This is a genomic window from Kitasatospora sp. NPDC005748, assembly GCF_040630735.1.
Classification (GTDB): Bacteria; Actinomycetota; Actinomycetes; order Streptomycetales; family Streptomycetaceae; genus Kitasatospora.
Window position 1 is genome coordinate 39,599 of record NZ_JBEXYD010000048.1, and the last position, 20,628, is coordinate 60,226.

The 20,628-nt window shown below is 72.0% G+C and carries 18 protein-coding genes and 2 pseudogenes; 3 read left to right on the forward strand and 17 right to left on the reverse strand.

Annotated elements, in window-relative coordinates:
* Nucleotides 1-187: 187 nt before the first annotated feature.
* From ABZ495_RS27560 to ABZ495_RS27605, 10 genes and pseudogenes are all read right to left on the reverse strand, one after another.
* A complete protein-coding gene (locus tag ABZ495_RS27560) occupies nucleotides 188-745 on the reverse strand; it encodes a bacterial proteasome activator family protein (protein WP_359808997.1) in 558 nt (185 codons plus the stop codon).
* 231 nt (nucleotides 746-976) lie between these two features.
* Nucleotides 977-1,891, reverse strand: coding sequence for a hypothetical protein (locus ABZ495_RS27565; protein ID WP_359838608.1), 915 nt, complete (start codon nucleotides 1,889-1,891; stop codon nucleotides 977-979).
* A 162-nt stretch (nucleotides 1,892-2,053) separates the two neighbouring features.
* Complete coding sequence (locus ABZ495_RS27570) at nucleotides 2,054-3,031, reverse strand: NAD(P)H-quinone oxidoreductase (protein ID WP_329488761.1); 978 nt, start codon at nucleotides 3,029-3,031, stop codon at nucleotides 2,054-2,056.
* A gap of 112 nt (nucleotides 3,032-3,143) precedes the next feature.
* Nucleotides 3,144-3,707 (reverse strand): YbaK/EbsC family protein, encoded by a 564-nt coding sequence (locus ABZ495_RS27575; protein WP_352288518.1) that lies wholly within the window; start codon nucleotides 3,705-3,707, stop codon nucleotides 3,144-3,146.
* A gap of 25 nt (nucleotides 3,708-3,732) precedes the next feature.
* Nucleotides 3,733-4,713 carry an NAD-binding protein gene (locus ABZ495_RS27580; protein ID WP_352288628.1) on the reverse strand — a complete coding sequence of 327 codons (981 nt, stop codon included), beginning with the start codon at nucleotides 4,711-4,713 and terminating at the stop codon, nucleotides 3,733-3,735.
* Nucleotides 4,714-4,781: 68 nt separating this feature from the next.
* Nucleotides 4,782-5,990 (reverse strand): molybdopterin molybdotransferase MoeA, encoded by a 1,209-nt coding sequence (locus tag ABZ495_RS27585; protein WP_359838610.1) that lies wholly within the window; start codon nucleotides 5,988-5,990, stop codon nucleotides 4,782-4,784.
* Nucleotides 5,987-6,238: pseudogene (locus tag ABZ495_RS27590) on the reverse strand (DUF6457 domain-containing protein); the annotation flags it as partial. The gene ABZ495_RS27585 and the pseudogene ABZ495_RS27590, both read right to left, overlap by 4 nt.
* 153 nt (nucleotides 6,239-6,391) lie before the next feature.
* A pseudogene (locus ABZ495_RS27595) lies at nucleotides 6,392-6,967 on the reverse strand (NTP transferase domain-containing protein); the annotation flags it as partial.
* A gap of 40 nt (nucleotides 6,968-7,007) precedes the next feature.
* Nucleotides 7,008-7,991 (reverse strand): MBL fold metallo-hydrolase, encoded by a 984-nt coding sequence (locus tag ABZ495_RS27600; protein WP_359838612.1) that lies wholly within the window; start codon nucleotides 7,989-7,991, stop codon nucleotides 7,008-7,010.
* A gap of 120 nt (nucleotides 7,992-8,111) precedes the next feature.
* Nucleotides 8,112-8,747: an NAD(P)H-dependent oxidoreductase gene (locus ABZ495_RS27605; protein WP_329488767.1), complete on the reverse strand. Its 636-nt coding sequence runs from the start codon at nucleotides 8,745-8,747 to the stop codon at nucleotides 8,112-8,114.
* A 107-nt stretch (nucleotides 8,748-8,854) separates the two neighbouring features.
* On the opposite strand from ABZ495_RS27605, the gene ABZ495_RS27610 reads away from it, so the two are divergent.
* Nucleotides 8,855-9,262 (forward strand): helix-turn-helix domain-containing protein, encoded by a 408-nt coding sequence (locus ABZ495_RS27610; protein WP_359838614.1) that lies wholly within the window; start codon nucleotides 8,855-8,857, stop codon nucleotides 9,260-9,262.
* Between the two features lie 120 nt (nucleotides 9,263-9,382).
* On the opposite strand, the gene ABZ495_RS27615 is transcribed toward ABZ495_RS27610, so the two are convergent.
* Nucleotides 9,383-10,147, reverse strand: coding sequence for a polyprenol monophosphomannose synthase (locus ABZ495_RS27615; RefSeq protein WP_329488769.1), 765 nt, complete (start codon nucleotides 10,145-10,147; stop codon nucleotides 9,383-9,385).
* A 308-nt stretch (nucleotides 10,148-10,455) separates the two neighbouring features.
* Between ABZ495_RS27615 and manA the strand changes: the two genes are divergently transcribed.
* Nucleotides 10,456-11,655 (forward strand): mannose-6-phosphate isomerase, class I, encoded by a 1,200-nt coding sequence (gene manA, locus ABZ495_RS27620; RefSeq protein WP_329488770.1) that lies wholly within the window; start codon nucleotides 10,456-10,458, stop codon nucleotides 11,653-11,655.
* 209 nt (nucleotides 11,656-11,864) lie between these two features.
* On the opposite strand, the gene ABZ495_RS27625 is transcribed toward manA, so the two are convergent.
* The gene (locus ABZ495_RS27625; protein WP_359808988.1) at nucleotides 11,865-12,728 is read right to left on the reverse strand and encodes a hypothetical protein; all 864 of its coding nucleotides are present in this window, start codon (nucleotides 12,726-12,728) and stop codon (nucleotides 11,865-11,867) included.
* A 62-nt stretch (nucleotides 12,729-12,790) separates the two neighbouring features.
* Nucleotides 12,791-13,651, reverse strand: coding sequence for an abortive infection family protein (locus ABZ495_RS27630; RefSeq protein WP_359808989.1), 861 nt, complete (start codon nucleotides 13,649-13,651; stop codon nucleotides 12,791-12,793).
* A 175-nt stretch (nucleotides 13,652-13,826) separates the two neighbouring features.
* Here ABZ495_RS27630 and ABZ495_RS27635 point away from each other — a divergent pair, with 175 nt between their 5' ends.
* Complete coding sequence (locus ABZ495_RS27635) at nucleotides 13,827-14,204, forward strand: hypothetical protein (RefSeq protein WP_359808991.1); 378 nt, start codon at nucleotides 13,827-13,829, stop codon at nucleotides 14,202-14,204.
* Between the two features lie 9 nt (nucleotides 14,205-14,213).
* On the opposite strand, the gene ABZ495_RS27640 is transcribed toward ABZ495_RS27635, so the two are convergent.
* Genes ABZ495_RS27640 through ABZ495_RS27655 form a run of 4 tightly spaced genes read right to left on the reverse strand, consistent with a single transcriptional unit; the run spans nucleotide 14,214 to nucleotide 20,477 of the window.
* The gene (locus tag ABZ495_RS27640) at nucleotides 14,214-16,865 is read right to left on the reverse strand and encodes a TniQ family protein (protein ID WP_359808993.1); all 2,652 of its coding nucleotides are present in this window, start codon (nucleotides 16,863-16,865) and stop codon (nucleotides 14,214-14,216) included.
* Nucleotides 16,862-17,983, reverse strand: a complete 1,122-nt coding sequence (locus ABZ495_RS27645; protein ID WP_359838616.1) for an AAA family ATPase — start codon at nucleotides 17,981-17,983, stop codon at nucleotides 16,862-16,864. The genes ABZ495_RS27640 and ABZ495_RS27645 overlap by 4 nt, the downstream gene beginning before the upstream one ends.
* Nucleotides 17,980-20,106 carry a helix-turn-helix domain-containing protein gene (locus ABZ495_RS27650; RefSeq protein ID WP_359838618.1) on the reverse strand — a complete coding sequence of 709 codons (2,127 nt, stop codon included), beginning with the start codon at nucleotides 20,104-20,106 and terminating at the stop codon, nucleotides 17,980-17,982. Before ABZ495_RS27650 ends, ABZ495_RS27645 begins: the two co-directional genes overlap by 4 nt.
* Nucleotides 20,103-20,477 (reverse strand): TnsA-like heteromeric transposase endonuclease subunit, encoded by a 375-nt coding sequence (locus ABZ495_RS27655; protein WP_359838620.1) that lies wholly within the window; start codon nucleotides 20,475-20,477, stop codon nucleotides 20,103-20,105. Before ABZ495_RS27655 ends, ABZ495_RS27650 begins: the two co-directional genes overlap by 4 nt.
* Nucleotides 20,478-20,628 lie beyond the last annotated feature (151 nt).

A 20,628-nucleotide genomic window follows, 5' to 3' on the forward strand; every position in this document is an offset into this window, starting at 1 on the left:
GGGTATCGGCTCACGGCGACAGTGATCGGCGCAGGGCCGACACTGTGTCCGAGCCGCGACCCACTACCGGACGGTAGTGGGTCGGTCGTGCGTTCGGCACCGGATCGTGGCGGTACGTCCGATACCGGGCGGTCGCCACGGGGTCCGCGGCGCCGACCGGGGCGGCTGCGCCGGGCCGGTGGGGGGCCTACAGGTACGGGCCGGAGCGGATGCCGCGGCCCTCGCCGGGCTCGTCGTCCTCCTGCTCGCCGCCGTGCAGACCCGGCGGCAGCGCCCGCCGCATCTGCTCCAACTGCGCCCGGGCGGCCATCTGCTGGGCGAAGAGCGCGGTCTGGATGCCGTGGAACAGCCCCTCCAGCCAGCCCACCAGCTGCGCCTGCGCGATCCGCAGTTCGGCCTCGGTCGGGATGGTGTCGTCGGTGAACGGCAGCGAGAGCCGCTCCAGCTCCGCGACCAGCTCGGGCGCCAGGCCGAGCTCCAGCTCCTTGATGGAGCTGGCGTGGATGTCCTTCAGCCGGACCCGGCTGGCCTCGTCGAGAGGAGCCGCCCGGACCTCCTCCAGCAGCTGCTTGATCATGCTGCCGATCCGCATGACCTTGGCCGGCTGCTCCACCATCTCGGTCACCGGGAGCTCGCGCGGCCCTTCACCGTCGTCGTGCGCCGAGCCGGCGAACCCCTGGCCCACGGGCAGCCCGTCCGGTCCGACGATCAGCACCTTCTGGCCGTCCTGCGACTGCCCGCCCATGGCCTGGTACAGGTCCTGCGGCGAGCGCTCGTTCATCGGATTCGTCATGAACAACATTCTTCCTCACTGGGGTTGGCCGGGTGGAACCCCCGACCGCACCGCCGCCCCGCACCACGGTCACCGGTCAGCGGCACCGCGGTCACCGCACCCGCTTCCGCTGACGACGCTACGCCCCCGCACGGCGGCCCGGCATCCGTACGGATACTCAGGTCGCGCGGGGGCGGCGGCGGCTCAGCCCTTGCGCAGGCGCAGTCCGATCAGCCCGAGGCCGCAGCCGATCAGGCCGAGGCCGGCGCCCAGCGGCAGCTGGAGCGTGGAGGCGTCGCGCCAGCGGGCGGGCAGCACGGCCGGGACGGCCCCGGCGGCCTGCTGGGTCGCTCCGGCCGCCACCGTGGCGCCGTCCGGCACGGCGTCCTCGGCCGGTGCGGCGCCGTCCGGCGTGCCGGGGTCCGCGTCCGGGACGGCCTGCGTGGCCTCGACGGACTGCTCCGGGCCCCGCTCCGACCGGTCGGGCACCCGCTCGGCACGCTCGGGGGCCGAGGCCGGGCGGTGCCGGTGACCGGCTCGGGGGCCGACGGGCGCCGGGCCGGGCCGCGGGTGCCCGCCCTGGTGCGACGGCGGCGCGGCGGCCGCCGAGAGGGCGGCCGGGGGCGGCGGGGTGGCGGCCGGGGCCGGCGGCGTGCTCGGGGGCGCGGCCGCCGACGGCTGGGCCGAGGGTGCGGCGGAGGGCGGGGGCGAGGCCTCGGGGGACGCCGGACCGGCGTCGGCGGAGGGCGAACCGGACCACCCGGGGCCACCGGGCTGCGGTCCGTCCGCCGCCGGAGCGCCGGGCTCGGGGGCGGTGGACGGCTCTGACGGCTCGGACGGCTCGGCGGGCACGGTGGGCGGGTCCGACGCGGCGGGCCCGGCGACCGCCTCCCACGGGCCGGACGGCCGCTGCGGACCGGCGGCCGCCGCCGGGGGCACGACGGTCAGCGGGAGGGCGAGGCCGAGCACCGCCATCGTCAGCAGCCGCCGCACCCGGTGGTCGCCCCGATCACGCGGGGTGCCGGTACCGGCCCGGCCCCGGGTGCGGGCACGGCCGTGGGGCGGCGCGGCGGGCAGCGGCCCGAGGAGCGCGTTCGAGGGGGTCGAAGGTGCGGCCACGGTCGAGGTCCTTCCGACGGCCGACCGCGCACGGGCGGGGTCGGCGGCGGGACAGCTCCGGACCAGCGTCACACAATCCGACATTCCGGGCATTTCGAACGGCCGTGCACCAACCGCCCCGCCCGGCCACCGACTCCCCGGGCCCGTCGGCCCCGCCCCGCCTCAGGCCCGCAGCACCACCTTGCCCACCTGATCGCCGGCCTCCAGCGCCCGGTGCCCGTCGGCCGCCGCGGTCAGCGGCAGCACCCGGTCGATCACCGGCCGCACCAGGCCCTGCTCGACCAGCGGCCAGACGTGCTCGCGCACCGCCGCCACGATCGCGGCCTTCTCCGCCAGCGGCCGCCCGCGCAGATTGGTCGCGATCACCGCGCCGCGCTTGCGCAGCAGCGTGTTCAGGTTGATCTCGCCCTGCACGCCGCCCTGCAGCCCGATGATCACCAGTCGGCCGTTGACCGCCAGCGCGTCGACGTTGCGCTGCAGGTACGCGGCGCCCATCAGGTCCAGGATCACGTCCGCCCCGGCGCCGCCGGTGGCCTCCCTGAGCACCTCGACGAAGTCCTGCTCGCGGTAGTTGATCGTGATGTCGGCGCCGAGCTCGGCGCACCGGGCCAGCTTCTCCGCGCTGCCCGCCGTCACCGCCACCCGGGCGCCGACCGCCTTGGCCAGCTGGATCGCCATCGTGCCGATGCCGCTCGCCCCGCCGTGCAGCAGCACCGTCTCCCCCGGGCGCAGGTGCGCGACCAGGAAGACGTTGGACCACACCGTCGAGGCGACCTCCGGCAGCGCGGCGGCCTGCTCCAGGTCGAGCCCCTTGGGCACCGGCAGCAGCTGCCCCGCCGGCACCGCGACCCGCTGCGCGTAGCCGCCGCCCGCCAGCAGCGCGCAGACCTCGTCGCCGACCGCCCAGCCGGCCACGCCGGCCCCCAGGGCGACGATCCGGCCCGAGCACTCCAGGCCGGGGTAGGGCGGGCTGCCGGGCGGCGGGTTGTAGAAGCCCTGGCGCTGGAGCAGGTCGGCCCGGTTCACGGCGGTCGCCGCCACCTCGACCAGGACCTCGCCGTCACCGGGCACCGGGTCCGGCACCTCGGCCCAGACCAGCGCGTCGGGACCGCCGGGTTCGGGAATCGTCATCGCATGCATGACCCGAAGCTACTGCGTCCTGACGGGGCGGCGGGGGCGCCCCGCGCAGTCCGCGGGAGCGCCGACCGAACCCGGTCCGCGCTCCCGGCCGGCCCGCCGGGAGCGCCCCTGTTCAGCCGGCCAGCCCGGCCAGCACCTCGGCGCCCGGCAGGGCCGCCAGCGCCCGGCCCGGCAGGATCAGCTTGCCCCGCCGCCGCCCGCTGCCCACCAGGACGTACGGCGCCCGGGCCACCGCCTCGTCGATCAGCAGCGGCCAGTCGGCGGGCAGCCCGACCGGCGTGATGCCGCCGTACTCCATCCCGGTCAGCTCGACCGCCGCGTCCATCGGCGCGAACGAGGCCTTGCGCGCCTCCAGGCGCTTGCGGACGGCCCGGTTGACGTCCACCCGGGTGTGGGCGAGCGCCAGGCAGGCGGCCCGCGTGGTCTCCCCGCCGCGCTTGGCGGCCACCACCACGCAGTTCGCCGAGGCCTCCAGCGGCACCCCGTAGGTCTCGCAGAACACCGCGGTGTCCGCCTTCTCCGGGTCGGTGTCCACGTAGAGCACGGACCGCGCGGCCTCCCGGTCCGCCCAGGCCGCGAGGGCGTCGGCCACCGGCCCGGCCAGCAGGTCGCGGACGTCGAGGGCCGGCGCGACCGTCTCGAACGTGCCGAAGGGGAGCTGCGGTTGATCGTTCATGACACGAACTGTAGTCACCGGCGGATCACTTGATGACGATCACCCGGTCGGTGAGCTGGAGCACCTGGGCCTCCGGCTCGGTGTAGTTGAGCACCCGGCGACCGCGGACCACCGCCACCACGAGGTCCTCGCACTCGCGCGGGCCGTGCCCGGCCTCGGCCCGGGTCACCGGGCGCTCGATCACGTCCAGGCCGTTGCCGTAGGTGAGCAGGTCCTCCATCACCGCGCCGGCGTGCGGGCTGAGCATCGACATGCCGAGCAGCCGGCCCGCCGAACTGGAGCTGGTCACCACCACGTCGGCGCCGCTCTGCCGCAGCAGCGGGGCGTTCTCGTCCTCCCGCACGGCCGCGACCACGGTGGCCGCCTTGGTCAGCTGACGCGCGGTCAGCGTGATCAGGACGGCGGTGTCGTCCCGCTCCGGCGCCACCACCACCCGCGCGGCCGCGGGCAGTCCGGCGCGCAGCAGGGTGTCGGTCCGGGTGGCGTCGCCGACCACTCCCACCAGGCCGTGCTGGGCGGCCTGGTCGATCACCTTGCGCTGCGGGTCGACCACCACGATCTCCTCCTTGCGCACCCCCTGGCCGAGCAGGGTGTCGACGGCGCTGCGCCCCTTGGTGCCGTAGCCGATCACGACGGTGTGCTCGCGCACGGTGGACCTCCAGCGGTTCAACCGCCACTGCTGACGGGTGCGTTCGGTGAGCACTTCGAGCGTGGTGCCGACCAGGATGATCAGGAAGACCACGCGCAGCGGGGTGATCACGAAGATGTTGGTGAGCCGGGCGCTGTCGCTGAACGGCGTGATGTCGCCGTACCCGGTGGTGGAGAGCGTGACGGTGGCGTAGTACGCCGCGTCGAGGAAGCTCACCCCGCCGCCGGCGTTGTCGTTGTAGCCGGCCCGGTCCAGCCAGACGATCACGGTGGTGGCCACCAGCACGCCGAGGGCCACCAGCAGCCGTGAACCGACCTGCTGGAAGGCGGGCGCGGTCCGCCGGGCGGGCAGCACGATGCCGGCGTCCGCCCACGGCTCGGTGCCGGGGGTCACCGGGCGCAGCGGCGACTCACGGCGGCGGGCACTCACGGGACCTCCAGGAGTTCGACGGTGGCGCCCTGCGCCGCGCCGCCGGGCGGCACCACGGCGAGCGCCTCGGCCCGGGCCAGGCCGCGCAGCATCGCCGGGCCGTCGAAGGCCAGCGGGACGACGCCGTGCGCGGTGCGGCGCACCGGCAGCAGCCGGGTGTCCGCGGGATGGCCGGCGAGGTCCACGGCGGCGAGCGCGAGCGCCGGCTCGCCGGCGGACCGGCCGCCCCGGGCGTGCAGCAGCGGCAGCGCGAGGGTGACGGCGCCGGCCACCGCGGCCAGCGGGTTGCCCGGCAGGCCCACCAGGTGGCGACCGCCCGGGAGTTCGGCGAGCAGCATGGGGTGGCCGGGGCGGACGGCGACGCCGTCCACCAGCAGCCGGGCGCCGGCCTCGGTCAGGGCCCGGTGCAGGAAGTCGACCGGACCGGCGGCCGTGCCGCCGGTGGTGACCACCACGTCGGCGGTGGAGTGCCGGACGGCGTCCCGGAGCAGGCCGAAGTCGTCGCGGACGGCCCGCGGCTCACCCACCTCGGCACCGACCGCCCGGAGCCAGGGCGGCAGCAGCGGGCCGAGCGCGTCCCGGACCAGGCCGGGCCGCGGGACCCCGGCGCAGAGCAGTTCGTCACCGAGGACGAGGAGTTCGACGACCGGGCGGCGGCGGACCGCCAGCCCGTCGTGGCCGCAGGCCGCCGCGAGGCCCAGCACGGCCGGGCCGACCGGGGTGCCGGCGGCCAGCAGCGCCTCGCCCCGGCGGCACTCCTGACCGCGCGGGCGGACGTCCTGGCCGGTGGTCAGCGAGCCCGGGCTCCGGTCGTGCAGCAGGGCACCGATCCGCTCGCCGTGCTCGCGCCGGAGCACCGCGGTGGCACCGGGCGGCAGCTGGGCGCCGGTCGCGATCTCGGCGGCCGCGCCGTCCTCCAGCGGCGGCACGCCCGACTGCCCGGCCAGTATCCGCCCGGCGACCCGCCAGGGGCCCGGCCCGGCGACGGCCCAGCCGTCCATCGCCGAGGTGTCGAAGGCCGGCAGGTCGGTGAGGGCGGTGAGCGGCTCGGCCAGGGTCCGGCCGAGCGCCTCGGCCAGGTCCAGGCGCTGCGGCGGGAGCGGGTGCAGACCGGCCCGGCGGGCGGCCGCCCGGGCCTGCGGCCAGGTCAGCGGGCCGGCGGCGGAGCGTCCACCGGGCACCGCGGCCTCCTCGACCGTGCTCACGGGTGCTCCGGCCCGGCCGCCGCCGTCCAGCGCTCGGCGAGTTCGGCGATGCGCCGGGACGCCTCGGTGACGGCCTCCGGGCCGCCGCCGCGCTGCGCGGCCGCGTAGCCGACCAGGAAGGCGGTCAGCGGCGCGGCGGGCCGGGCCACCCCGTGCGCGACCACCCGGGCGAGGTCGAGCAGTCCGGGGACGTCGACGTCCAGGTCGATCCCCAGCTCGGCCCGGACCTCGGCCATCCAGTCATCCAGCGTGCGCTCCATGGGCCCCATGCTGCCTGATCGGCGGTTTCCCCGGGATGTTTCCCCGATGAGCGCCGCGCGTCGTCTCCCGCACGGGGGCCGCCGGCCCCCGTGAACCGGCCGGCGGCGCCCCACGAGAGGGGGCGGCGGGCGTCAGCGGGAGCGGTCCCGTTCCCGGGCCAGCTCCAGCTCCTCCCAGGTGTCGCAGTCGTGGCTCACGTCGTCGGTGTCGGCCAGCCGCAGGGTGCGCAGGCCGCCGGTCAGCCGGCGCAGCGGCAGCCCGGCCGGGTCCCCGGCGGCGGCCAGCGCGGCGCGCAGGGCGGCGGTGCGGTAGGCGGCGGCGAGCGGCTGGTCGCGGCCGGCGGCGTCGACCAGGACGACCGCCCCGGTCTCCGGCCCCGCCCCGGCGAGGGCCCCGGTCAGCCGCCCGACGGTCCGCGCGTCCAGGAACGGCAGGTCGGCGGCGAGCAGCAGCACCACCTCGGCCGTCACCTCGGCCAGACCGGCCGCGACGGCCGCTACCGGTCCGCCGCCGGGCGGCCGCTCGCGGGTCCAGCGGATCCCGGTCCGGGCGGTGGGCCGGGCGGGGCCGACCACCACGGTGGTGCGGGCACCGGCGGCGGCGGCGAGCACCCGGTCGAGCAGGGCCGTCCCACCGACGGTCAGCCCGGGTTTGTCCGCTCCCCCGAGCCGGCGGGCGGCGCCCCCGGCGGGCACGATCACGTCGTACGGCGTCATGCCGCCAGTATCCGCGCCGCGGCGCCCGGTCCGCCCCGGCTCAGTCCTCGGGGTCCTCGTCGACCAGTTCGGCGTCGACGATCCCGTCCTCGTCCGGCAGGGGGCGGGGGCGGGGGCGGGGGCGGGCGAGGTTGGCGGCGACGCTCAGTTCCAGGATGGCCGGCAGGGTCAGCTCCCCGTACCGCTCGCCCACCGCGGCGACCAGCGCCTCCGCGTCGTCCGGGTGTGCGGCCAGCAGCCGGTCGAAGTCCTGGAGGTACTCACCGGTGAAGGCGAGCACCCGGTCCGCGTCGTCGTCCTGCTCGGGCGCCCGGTGCCCGGCGATCACGCGGTCGGCGCCGAGTTCGGCGATCCGGCCGAGGTTGCGCACCCACGCGGTGCGCTGTTCCGGGGTGGTGTCGGCCGTCCAGACGTGGGTGCCGTTGTAGACGAAGTCACCGGCGAGCACGGTGCGGATGCTGGGCACGTGGACCACCGTGGACCCCTCGCAGTCGCCCTGCCCGAACAGCAGCACCGGAATCACCTGGCGGTCGACCATCAGCGGCTGGGGCAGCAGCGGCGCGGGCACCAGCGGGTGGTCGGGGATGTCGTCGCCGTACACCGGCTTCCACTGGGCGACCTTGGCGGCCGCGGTGCGCAGGATGCCGTCCACCACCGGCGGCGCGGCCAGCAGCTGCGCCTCCGGGAAGAGCTTCAGCACCTCCTCGGCACCGAAGTAGTGGTCGGGGTGCTGGTGGGTGATCACGATGGCCAGCAGCCGTCGGTTCTTGCCGGCCACCCACTCGGCCAGCTCGCGGCCGGCGCTGCGGGTGAGCTGGGCGTCGACCAGGATCGCGGTCCGTTCGCCGAGGATCAGGGTCGAGGTGGCGAAGAAGGCCGACTCGGGACCGGTGAACACGGCGATCTCCAGCGGCCGGACACCGGCCGTCCCGGCCGCGTCCGCCCCGTCCGCCCCGGCCCGGTCGCCGTCCGCGGCGCCCGCGCGTTCCGCGGCGGCGCTCCCCTCGGGCGAGGACGACGTCACTGGCTGCTCCCTCCGGTCGGCGCTCGGACTCCCTGCGCCCTACAGCATGGGAGCACGGCCCGCCGATTGCGCGGAAGGCGCGCCCGGCGGGGCGCGCCTTCCGCGCGGGGTACGGCGCCGTCAGGCGGCCGAGGCCTTGGCCAGGCGCGCCGCGTCCTCCAGCGCCCGGGCCTTGGAGTCGGCGGCGTGCTGCACGAAGTCCGCCATCGCCGGCACCGTCGCCGCCAGGGTGAACTCGGGGACGATGAACTCGACCTCCAGCCCGAGCATCCCGGTCAGCACCTTCTCCAGGTAGGTGGTGACGAACTCGTAGGGCTCGCGCGGGGCGCCGGGCGCGTAGGAGCCGCCGCGGGCCGCGACCACCGTCACCGGGGTCCCGGCCGCCGAGGGGGTGTCCCCCGCCGTGCGGCCCATCAGGATCACCTGGTCCAGCCAGGCCTTGAGGCTGGACGGGATCGTGAAGTTGTACATCGGGGTGCCGATCACGATCGCGTCGGCCCGCTCCAGCTCCGCCATCAGCTCCTCGCGCAGCGCGAAGGCCGCCGCCTGCTCGGCGCTGCGTCCCTCCGCGGGGGTGAAGGCCGCGGAGATGCCGTGGGCGTCCAGGTGCGGCACCGGCAGGGCGGCGAGGTCGCGGTGGATCACCGTGCCGTCGGGGTGCTGGGCCTGCCAGGCGGCCCGGTAGGCGGCCGAGACCTCGCGGGAGACCGAGCCGTCGGTGAACGCGGACGAGTCGATGTGCAGCAGAGTGGGCATGGCGAACCTCCATCAAAGTAAGCAGCTGCTCTTTCCGCCGCAGCTATCAGTACCGTAGCAGCTTACTTTTCTGCAGTCACTAGTGGACAGACCGGTACGCTGTACCCATGGCCCAGCAAGAGGTGACCGAGCAGGTCCACGCCACCCCCGGGGAACACGGGGCGGCGGCGGTCGCCTGCACCGGCACGGAGATCGCGCTGACCCGGGTGTTCACCCTGCTCGGCAAGCGCTGGACCGGCCTGATCGTGGCCACGCTCACCAACAACGGGCCCGGCTACTTCTCCGAACTGCGCCGGGCCGTCCCCGGCATCAGCGAACGCATGCTCTCCGACCGCCTCACCGAACTGGCCGAGGCCGGGCTCGTACTGCGCCAGGTCGACGAGGGCCCGCCGCTGCGCGTCAGCTACCGGCTCACCGAGGCGGGCGCCGCGCTGCGCCCGGCCCTGACCGAGCTGGCCGTCTGGGCCGACCGCTACCTGCCGGACAGCGCCCTCAAGCAGCCCGGCTCCTGCTGACCCGCCCGCGCCGCACCCCGCCCGCCCCGCCGGACGGGCCCACCCCGGACAGCACGAAGCGCCCGGGCCCGCCTGTTCTCACAGGCGGGCCCGGGCGCGGTCGGTCTCTTCGGCCGCCGGTCAGCCCTTCGCGCGGGCGGTCAGCTTGGCGACCCGGTCGGCGACACCCCAGGAGGTGACGCGCCAGAGCGCCTCCAGCACGATGTGGCGGCTCATCTTGGAGGCACCCAGCTCGCGCTCCACGAAGGTGATCGGCACCTCGGCCACCTTGAAGCCGGCCTTCACCGTGCGCCAGGCCAGGTCGACCTGGAAGCAGTAGCCGGCCGAGGCGACCTCGTCCATGCCCAGGCCGAGCAGGGTCTCCTTGCGGAAGGCCCGGTAGCCGCCGGTGACGTCCCGGATCGGCACGTTCAGCATCAGCCGCGAGTACGTCGAGCCGCCGCGCGAGAGCAGCAGGCGCGACTTCGGCCAGTTCACCACCCGGCCGCCCGGCACCCAGCGCGAGCCGAGCACCAGGTCGGCGCCGCGCAGCGCGCCCAGCAGCCGGTCCAGCTCCTCGGGCTGGTGCGAGCCGTCCGCGTCCATCTCGACCAGGACGTCGTAGCCGTTGTCGATGCCCCAGCGGAAGCCCGCCAGGTAGGCGGCGCCCAGCCCCTCCTTGCCCCGACGGTGCATGACCTGCACGTTCGGGTCCTCGGCGGCCAGCTTGTCGGCCAGCTCGCCGGTCCCGTCAGGGCTGTTGTCATCGGCGACCAGGACATGGGCCTCGGGCACGGCCGCACGGACCCGTCCGACGATCCGCTCGACGTTCTCCGCTTCGTTGAACGTCGGGATGATCACCAGCACCCTGCCGAGATCAGCAAAACTCTGCTGGTTCACGGTCACGTACAAACCTCTCGGCCGGTGGCGGGAAGTGCCAGTCACCGTTGCCCGCACTCTGAGACGCAGTCCCCGTCGGCATCCCGCCGACCTGGAAACCACTGTGGAAATTACTGCGTCCTGGCATCCTACTACCGCGTCCTCGAACAGCCGGTACGGCTCTGGCACTCCCGGCCGACCCCGGCCGTTTCCCTTCCGACGGCACCGGTCGGCTAGGGTCGATGCCCAGCCTTTGCCCGGACCACACGCCCGCCGGGCCGTCTCCCGGCGATCCGGCACACCAGGCACAGCAGCAGAGGAGCAGGACCGCGCGCATGGACAGGCTCGTCAACACTGTCCGCCCGTACGCCTGGGGGTCGCACACCGCGCTCCCCGAGCTGCTCGGGCAGGAACCGACCGGGGAACCGCAGGCCGAGCTGTGGATGGGGGCCCACCCCGGAGCGCCCTCCCGCGCCGACCGGGGCGACGGGCTCCGCCCGCTGGACGAGCTCATCGCCGCCGACCCCGAGGGCGAGCTGGGCGCCGCCACCGTGGCCCGGTTCGGCCCCGCCCTGCCGTTCCTGTTCAAGGTCCTGGCCGCCGGCATCCCGCTCTCCATCCAGGCGCACCCCACCCTGGACCAGGCCCGCGCCGGGTACGCCGCCGAGAACGCCCTGGGCGTGCCGCTCGACGCCCCGCACCGCAGCTACCGGGACGCCAACCACAAGCCCGAACTCATCTGCGCGCTCGACGAGTTCGACGGTCTCTGCGGCTTCCGGACACCGGCCGGGGCGGCCGCCCTGATGGCCGGGCTGCGGGTGCCGGCACTCGACCCGCTGATCGCGCTGCTCGGCGCCGAGGACGAGGCCGAGGCCCTGCGCGCCACACTGGCCGCCATCCTCACCATGGACGAGGCCACGGCCGCCGCGACCGTCCGGGAGACCGCCGACGCGGTGGACAAGGCCGCCGCCGGCGACCCCGACGGCCCCTACGCGCTCTACGGCCGGATCACCCGCGAGTTCCCCGGCGACCGCGGCCTGATCGGCGGCCTGCTGCTCAACGCCGTCCGGCTCCGGCCCGGCCAGGCGCTCTACCTCGGCGCGGGCGTGCCGCACGCCTATCTGCACGGCGTCTGCGTCGAGCTGCAGGCCAACTCCGACAACGTCCTGCGGGCCGGGCTGACGCCCAAGCACATCGATGTGCCGGAGCTGCTGAAGGTGGTGGACTTCACCCCCGGAGCGCCGGAGCTGCTGCTGCCGACCGCCGTCGACACCACCCCCGGGGAGGAGCTCTTCCCCGTCCCGATCGACGAGTTCCGGCTCTCCCGCTTCGTGCTGACCGGCCGGGAGCGCGAACTCGACGGCCGCGCCCCGCAGATCCTGCTCTGCACCGCCGGCCGGGCCCGGCTCACCGCCGCCGACGGCACCGTGCTGGACCTCGCCCGCGGCGGGTCGGTCTTCCTCCCCGCGACCGGCACCGCCACCCGCCTCGACGGCGACGACGCCACCGTCTTCCGCGCCACCGTGACGCTCTGACGCCCCGCCACCCCAGCGCGCCGTCGCGAGCCGGCGACGCGAAGGCCCGTACCCCACCGGGTACGGGCCCTTCGCACGGCCGGAGCGGTGTAGGGTCTCGCGGCTCGTGTCGGAGACCACTGCTGTGACCTGCGGTTCCCCGATCTGTCTCACTGCGTGTCGAGGTTGATCAGTCTCACCACGGTGGCGGATCCCCAGAGCTGAGCTCGTTACTCGTCTTCGTCGTCGAAGTCGTAGGGCGGGATGGTCCATCGCATCACCATCTCGCCCGCCTCGTCGGCTTCGAGCGTGACCGGATAGACCTGGCCGGCGTCCCGCTCACCGCGGTGCCTCATCGAATGGTCGCCCTGGTCCCATTCGATGCCGAGCACCTGGCAGCCGCCGACCTCGATCGCTCCGACGCGGAGCGGATGGTGCCACCCGGCTCGACGGAAACGGTGGTCGTCGGTGTGCTTGTCGACCGAGACCACAAGGCCCTTGCCGTGGAGGCGGTCGCACCAGGCAGTGAGTTCGGTTGCACGGGCGGCCGCCTCGGCCAGCGTGAGGTCGAGCCACCCGTGCGGTCCGTCGACGCCGTGCTGCGCGATCCGCTCACCGCCAAACTCCGCGTGCGCGTCGTCCGCGTACAGGCCCCAGTAGAAGACGTCGGCGAGCCCATCGGCCGGCTCGCCGCCCATTCCCGTCCACGCGTCCAGACCTGCGGCGTCGCCGATAACCATGCCGCAACGGTCGACGGGCAGGTCCCCGAGCCGGATCGGCACCGACCGGTCCGCGGTCTCCGGCCACTGGACACCGAGGCTGATCTCCAGGATCGCGATCGTCGGTTCCTCATCAAAGGGGGACGGCGAGGCGGTCGCCCTTACCCTCAGGGGCCGGTCATCGGCAGCCGGGACCGCGACCGCCTCGCACAGCCACTCACGAAGATGGCTTCCTCCCGACGACGCTGCTGTCCGGGCGCGCTCGGACAGCAGCTGACCCATTTCCCGCCAGTAGTCGATCCACCCAGCCATGCCGAGCACCAGCACACCAGACGGCACATTGACGGATCCAAGGTCGACGAAGGTCTCAGACATGCGCCGATTGTGCCTTCCCAGTCCGACAGAACTCGGGGGTGGCCCGGCTCTTCCCGAGTGGATCAGACCTTGGCGTTGCGCCACGGAGCGGCAGGGTCCGAGAGCGTGTCGAGAATCAGCTCGCACCAGGTCACAGCAGCGTTGACCGTCAGGCGGGCATGACGCACTCCGAGCCCGGACGGTGCGCTCGCCTGACCGTGACCGCTGCCGAAGCCCTGGTTACGCAGTTCGGCGACACCGATCGCGATGTTCACCGACCCCGAGAGAATCTTCTTCACGGCCTTGCTGCCGTCGGGTCCATCCGGAGCCGAGGCAGCATCGAGCTTCAATGCCTTCTGGACCGTACTGATCAGGGCAGGGAGCGCGGCGTTCCTGTCCACCACGATGCCCAGCTCCCGAAGAGCGGTCTTCGCGGTCGCTTCGATGAGTTGCTTGGCCGCGCCAATGGCCCCATGGGGGTCGGTGGTCAGGTCCCGTCGAATGCGCTCCAGCTCGATCGTGATTCCTGATGCATCGCTCAGGGTGCTGAGGTCACGGGCCAGCACCGGCGGGCTTGACCAGGAGATCTTCCCCTCCTTGTCGAGGGCGAAGCCGTCCCGCTCCAAGCGAACTCTGATGTCGTCCAGCCACTTTGGCGTTCCTTGGTCGTCCGGGCTCCGATAGGTGCGGATGAAGTCCTCGAAGACGAGTAGGGCACGCCGAACGTGGTTCGGATCCGACCAGTCCACGCCCTCCGCATACAGCATGAACTCGGTGCGCCGCTGGCCTGAGTCCTGGTACTTCAGCTCATCTGGCGGGATAGGCGCGAAGCCATGGTCCTCCCACAACTCGGCCACGATCCGGATGGTCAGGTCCGTGGCCAGAGAGCGGAAAGCGTTTCGGGTTGCGGGGCTCACCAGCTCCCGCCGTGCGGTGACGGTCATGGTCTGAAGATAGGAGCAGACGCCGACACCGTCACGGTCTTTTCCCCAGCAACATCTAATCGCACCCTGCAGCTCCTAGTCTTCACGGGCCCACGATGGCGGTGCTCTGCTCTCCAGCCGTCGCGGTGTCCAATTCCCGTTGGATGGCCATCTGAACTACTGGGATGCTCCTGCTGTGACCACTACAACGAGCAAGCCGCAGACCGACGCTGGATGGGATGGCCCCTACTACCGTGCCCGCCGAGACGGGTTCGAGGCACTCTTCCTCCCAAGCCCTGATGAGGTGCTCGATGAGGTCTGCAATGTGGATGTCGAGGTTCACCTCCCCGATGGCTCTCGCTGGAGTGCGACGATCTTCACCCTCCCCGAGGTGGACCGGCTGATGAGGAAACGGGAGGAGACCGGAGAAGCGGCAGGTGGTCGGTGCTTCTGGTGCTTGGACGGGCTGATCGTTCAAGATCCTGGGATCCAGGGCATGGTGGGCGTGATCACCAAACTGCTTGCGTCGGGAGACTTCGACGGAGCCTTCCATCGCCTTTCCGACCTGGAGTGAACTTCGGATTCATGACGCTGCACCATCTTGAGACGTGCGAATAGCTCTGAGCACCCTCTTCCCCAAGGGGGTCAGCGTCATGGGTCGGCCGCGTTCGGCTCTGACCAGCAGCGGTCCGCCAAGCTCTCGTTCGATCCGGTTGATCTGCGCGACGAGGGTGAAGGTGTTGAAACCGAGGCCGCTCGCCGCCGCGCTGAGGCTGGGGTAGGCGGATGCGGCCGCGAATCGGCTCAGGCGTTCGTTGGCCCCCTGGCCACTGAGAGCCGGCCGCAGGATGGTCGGCGCTCGATCGGCCTGGTCGGCAGCGCGAAGTGACCGGCTGTGGCTGGATCCTCCGCGTGATCGCAGCGGGATGTTGTGGGTCTTGGCCCAGCGCGCCATGTTCGCGGTGCTCATCCCCTTCTCGTGGGCGAGGTCTGCAAGGGTCCGGCGGCGGTTGACGTACTGCTCAATCAGCCAGTCCGGTTCGACGGTTCCTCGGGGCTTGTAGTCCTGTGGGCCGTCGCGGAGCGGGATGTCGTACTCGTGCGCAAGCGGGGCGAGCACCTTGCGAGAGAAGCCGGTGAGGGCGGCGATCTGGTTCAGGGATTGGTGCTCGTGCAGGTAGAGGCGGACGAAGGTCTCCTTCGGCACCTCTTGGCGGGCTCGGTGACGGGTGGCGCCTGTCGCTCTGGCAACGGACCTGGTCGGCAGCGGTGCGGGAGCGGGATGCTCGTCCAGTACATAGCGGATCGCCTCGACGCTGGTGTCGAGTGCCCTGGCCGCGTACTGCACCGGATTCTTGCGCTGGCGGATGAGCTGGTGCAGGCGCGGGACCTCGATGCGAGCGGGGTCGGGTCCGGGCAGGTCCAGTCCGTCGAGCAGGGAGGTGGGCGGCTGCCAGGTCACCGGCTCGTCGTGGATGTCGTGGGCTGCCAGGAAGTCCATAGCTGCGCGGTCCAGTTCCTTGGCCAGCTCGGGTGTTTGGAGGGCTGCAGCTCGGGCGACCTCGGCCCTGAAGGGTGCTTCGTCGACCTGGCGGTAGCCGGGGACGGCTTCGGTCGGCAGGCCACTGATGCGTTGGAACAACCGGCAGCGGATGATCTGCTCTCGTCGGCGTTGGCCGGGCGATGTGCCGGTGCTGCGGCAGATGTCGAGCCAGCGCTCGTGCGGCAGCAGGTTGGTGTAGTCGAGGCGGCGGCGCCGCTGGTAGTCGATGGGAATGTCGTTGGAGTCGAGGTAGTCGGCCAGGCGGACCAGGGCGGTCATCATGTCCGGCCATTTCGGCTGATCGTTCAGCAGTTGCAAGATCCGGGAGATGTCGATGCCGTCAGCGACTGCGCCGAGGTGCCGGGCCACGTCATCAAGGCTGGTCCGACTGCCGATTATCAGGAGAGCGCTGGCCAGGACGGGCGCGAGAACACGAGGGTAGACCCCTTCCGACGGGGTGAGCCGTACTGCCCAGGCCGGCCAGAATGTGCTGGCTATGTTCCGGGCTCGGCGCGCCAGCTCAGTGTCCGTGAGGTTCGGTCTGCTGGGCATGCTGGTCACCGTACGGAAGCGGAGCTGGTCACTGGGCCGGAACGATGGGGCGAGCGCGACCAAGTGCACCGCGTTGAGCACGGGGCTCAGGCCGCGTCCCCAGCTGTCGATGCTCGTGGCACTGATCTGCCAGAGCTCTTCGCGCATCGCCTCCAGCAGTCCGCGCATCGCCTTCCCGGCCTGGTGGACATCCCGGTGTTCAAGGACTCGCAGTGCGATGGTCATCGCGGCGCCAGCGCTCACGGCCCGTGGCGGGGCCATGAAGCCGGGCCGCTCCACGGCCCGGGATGCGAGTCGGGAGCTGGGGTCAGGCGTGAAGTGCTCGTCGGCGAGGTCGGCGGGCAGCAGCTTCTTGATGACACCAGCGGGGAGGTCCGCCAGCACTCGTCCGCCGAAGGCTCGGATGTCCGCGAGGGCGTCGAGTGCTGGCTGCGGGCTGACGGTGTAGGCACCGAAGGCGGCTGCCCCGGACTCGATGATCTCCAGCAGCCGGTCCTGGGCGGTCAGCGCTGGATGGCCTGCGGGCAGCCGAAGCGTTCCGGTCTTGGTGAGGTCGAAGCCGCAGTCACCGGATATCGCTCTGCCGGGTTGTGAGGGGGGATTGCCGCAGATGCCCAGCTGGGGAACGACCCGGCCGGAACGGGGTCGCTCCCGCTGGACACGCCCGCAGTTCGGGCAGCAGTCCGCGAGCAGGCGACGGTGGCGGGGGCAGGCGAAGGCCCATCCCAGGCGCCAGGCCAACTGCCAGCGGCCGCCGGAGCCGGCCAGGCAGTCCGGGCAGAACCGCGAACCCCGGCCGCGGCCCCAGAGCACCCGGCGGTCGACGTGCCGGCGGGCCAGGTCGATACGCAGGGCGCGTTGGTCGTAGTGGGCCAGCGTCATGGTCGTGATCAGAGCCGGCGAGAGTCCGCTCGCGTGCGCGACGGCCGATGTCTCGTGCTCACGCAGCGCGATCGTCCAGTCCGGCGGGATGTCCCTGAGGTGGTTCCCGGATCGGTCTCTCACCGGGAAGCCGAGATGCGACCGTACGTCGCCAAGTGGGGTGTCCAGCCGATGGGCCAGGGCTTCGAGCCAGGAGTCGAGGGCTTCGCCAGGCAGGGGGTCGATCCGGATCGGCAGCGTTCTTGGGGCACCGGTCATGCCGATTTCCTGCGTGTGGTCTGCGGGCGGCTTGTCAGTCGCCTCTTCTCGAGGGCGGCTTCGAGTTCCTGGCGGGCCTTCTCGGACGCTTCGTCGTTCTTCACGCCGTCCAGCAAGTCTTGGCTGAGTGTTTCCTCGCCGCTTCGGACGGCCCGCTGGCAGCCGCGGTTGATCAACGTCATCAGCGAGCCGATGTGTCCGGTGCTGCGGGCGAAGAGATAGTCGGACAGGTCGTCCGTGAGCATGCCGTCATGCTTGTCGGCCAGGACCACACGCTTTTCGAGGGCTCGCAGCATCTGCCGCCACTCCCGGCGGTTCTTCTCGGTCTCGATCGTGAACGGCCGCATACCGAGCCGCGTGGTGCGGCGCCCTGTCTGGGCCATGACCGCGTCGCCCTTGGTGCCGCCCTCGCTGAACAGACCTTTGTCGGCGAGTCCAACGCCGGCCATCAGCAGGGTCACCGGGAACTCGTTGGCGATCCACTTGAGGTGATTGCTGACCTCGATGCCGTTCGTCCTACGCCACTTCAGGAAGTGAAGATCGTCCAATGCGAGCAGACGGACCTCGCAGGAGAGCACGCAGTCCAGGGCTCGCTGGCCGAGCTGGGCGGTCGTCCCGCGGTTGCGCCCCGGGTGGCCGAAGAACTCCAGCATGGCCCGGTTGAGGTCCTTCATGCCGGTGTTGCCGGTCAGACCGACCCGGCAGACCGGAACCCGTTCGTTCCCCTGGGCGGTGAACTCTCCTTGCTCGGCTATCTCCCGGCGATGGAACGCCCGGGCGAACGCCAGCACCGAGGTGGTCTTGCCCAGACCGGGAAAGGCATCGACCGCGATAGCTCCCTTGGCCTTGTCACCGTCCTGCAAGTTGCTGTCGACGATGTCCCACAAATCCTCATGAAGCTCAACCAGTTGCGGTGTTCTGAGCGGTCCGAGGTTGGCGTGCCACTCCCGCCGGCTGCGGTTGTACTCGGCTCGTGCCGACGGGCTCAGAGCCCTGAGTTGAGCGCTCGTCAGTGCGTCGGGTTGGGTGCGGCGTGGTCTGTCGGCGAAGGCTTTGAAGTCCTCCTTCCGGGACAGCGCCAGGTTCGCCGGGCCAGGCGGGCTGGCCGTGCTGGTCACACGTCCTCCAGGGCGTCCGCATAGAAGTCGTCCACGTCGGCGAGGTCTTCCAGGTCGGCTTGATCGTCATCGCCGAGCTCCGTCGGCTCCGGTCGCTTGCGCTCCACCATCTCCGGGTCCGCCCCAATGGCCTTACGCACGGACGGAAGCGAGATGACCGTCTCGGCCTCGGTCTCTGGCAGTTCGATCGCAGCCTGTTCACGGGAGAGCCGCAGGGCCATGCGCCGTTCGGCCAGCGTCGTGCCCAGCCCGAGATTCCACCGTTCCAGCAGATCGGCAACCGCGAGCCGGTCGTCGGGGAAGCGATACTTCGAGGCCGCCAGCCGGCGGGCGAACATCAACGCGTCCTCGCTCAGCGGCATCTCGGCCGACGGTGCGTGCTCCCAGACCAGCGTGTGCCAGGACCCGGTCGCCGGATCGCGGAAGTAGATCCGGGTGATGTCGTCGGGGTCCACCTGGAACGGCCAGCCGTTCTTCATCGGCGAGTCGTAGGGACTGCGGATGCCCGACTCCGGCAGGCCCGGGCCGCTGTAACGGCGGCGGCCGATCTCCACCCCGTAGTGCTGGACCGTGCGCCACTCGGTCTTCAGGAACTCAAAGGCCAGGTCCCGGTCGCGGGGTGCTTCGATGTAGCCGGCCCGCGCCATGCCGTGCTCGAACATCTTCGCCGGGGACATCCGCAGCCCCGGCAGCCCTGGATCGACCAGACTGGAGTGCGGCCTGCAGTGATAGACCGTCGCGGTCCATTCCCGGATGATCGCCTCCAGCTCGTCGAGGAAGAAGAACGCATCATCCTCGGGGCTCTCACCCCGCGAGTGGATGTCGGGCCCCTTGTAGCCGGGCAGCACCTGCAGCAGCCCTTCCCGCAGGGTCCGGAAGTAGCGCTCTACCGGTCCCTTGTCGCGGCCCGTCCGCAGGCGGGCCGGCTGGATGGAGATGCCCATCCGGCGGCAGACGCTGGTCAGATGCTCCGAGACGTAGACCTTGCCGTGGTCGACCACAAGCGTCTCGGGAACCAGGGGCGGCGAGGCCAGCCCCGGCCCGGTGACGCCCTCGACATCGACCAGGACGGTGCGGGGAATGCCGTGCTCGGGCCAGACCGCGTGCCGCGGCCAGTCCCGTCCGGCCAGCCTCGGCCGAAACGACTGGAAAAGCACCGCGCTGACATCCACCGCCTTAGTCGAGACCGGCGTGAGCCGGATCCCCGTGATGCAGCGGGTGTACCAGTCCATCCCGACACTCAACTCGGCCTGCACCCACTTGAGCGTCAGCGGATCGAACGCGAAGACATCCAGACGGGTGGAGTCCATCACCAGGTACTCGCCCGGCCGCGTGGGCCGCAGCTTGCCGTAGGGGCCCTCCGGCCGACCGGCAATGTCCCGGTTGCGCTTCGTACTCAGCCGGAACAGTGGATGGCGTCGCTCCAGCTCCTCCATCAGCCGAAACGCCGTCGCCCGACTCGGCTGTGGCACCACTCCCTCACCGAACCGCGCAATCACCCGGGCCCGGGTCCGCTCGATCACCATCGTCCGCGACGGCCGCGACTGGTCGGCGTGCTCGACCATCACCTCCACCGCAGTCTCCACCCACCGGTCATCGACCGAGCTCTGTGACCGCTCCGAACGCGTCCTCCCCGGTGCAAGGCCGGCCTCGCCATGCTGGAGAAATCCAGCGACCCAGCGCTCGATGGTGCGGGCCGTCACGCCAAGTTCCGCCGCTTTGGCAGCCTTCCTCGCTTCCATCGGCACTGCTGTGACGTAGGCGGCCTTCGGCTCGTCGTCGGCCGCCAACTCCCTGCTGCCGGAGCGGTAGCCGGTCAGTACCTCGCGGACGTGCCCAGCTCGCTCCAGGACCTTCTGTCTCTCCTCCGCATCGAGCTGCCCGAGGACCACGGAGGCGATCTCGCCTTCGTCATCTGCGGCCGGTCCCGGGCCATCAGGACTGATCGCGGCTCGGTCAGAGAAAAGCAACTCCTTGAGCGACAGCCGCAGAAGCCGCCCGTGACCATCCTTCAGGACGACTTCGTTGCCCGCCGTGGTCACGGCCATCTCCACCACCTCGACGGACTCCCCGTCGTAGCGGAAGCGCGTACCAACTCCGACTCGGGTCGCCGCCCTGCTCACGCTGACCTCCGCAGGATGTGCGAAGGGCCGAGAGGCTGGTCGAGATCGGTGACGAAAGCCTGCTTCCAGAGCAAATGGTAGATAGCGGAACGGACTTGAGGTTCCGGATGATCCGGCAGGCACCCCATGGCCTGTCCCAGAGGCAGCCCGTCGAGATCCGCATCCCGCAGCGCTTCCAAAATCTCGGGGTTGAACAGCCAATCCCTGCGATAACCCGCGAGGAACCGGATGTTCTCCAGCTCTGCGGCCGGAGGCTCGCTCCAGACCTCGTACTCCCATCCCCGAGATTCCACCGCCCTCCGGGTCCAGTCGAAGGTGAACGCCACCTCCGGCCTGGACAACCGCTGCAACGGCTTGACGTCGACAACCACCGGCACTTGCCCGGTGAGCAGGAGATAGTCCGGGATGTGCCGACGTGTCTTCCCCTCTAGGGCCTGTGTGATGTTGTGATCAGTGGAGCGGTCGTACGAGGTCGTCTATCCAGATCATCGAGGCGCGGAGGTGAAGGCCTGCGAGGTAGCT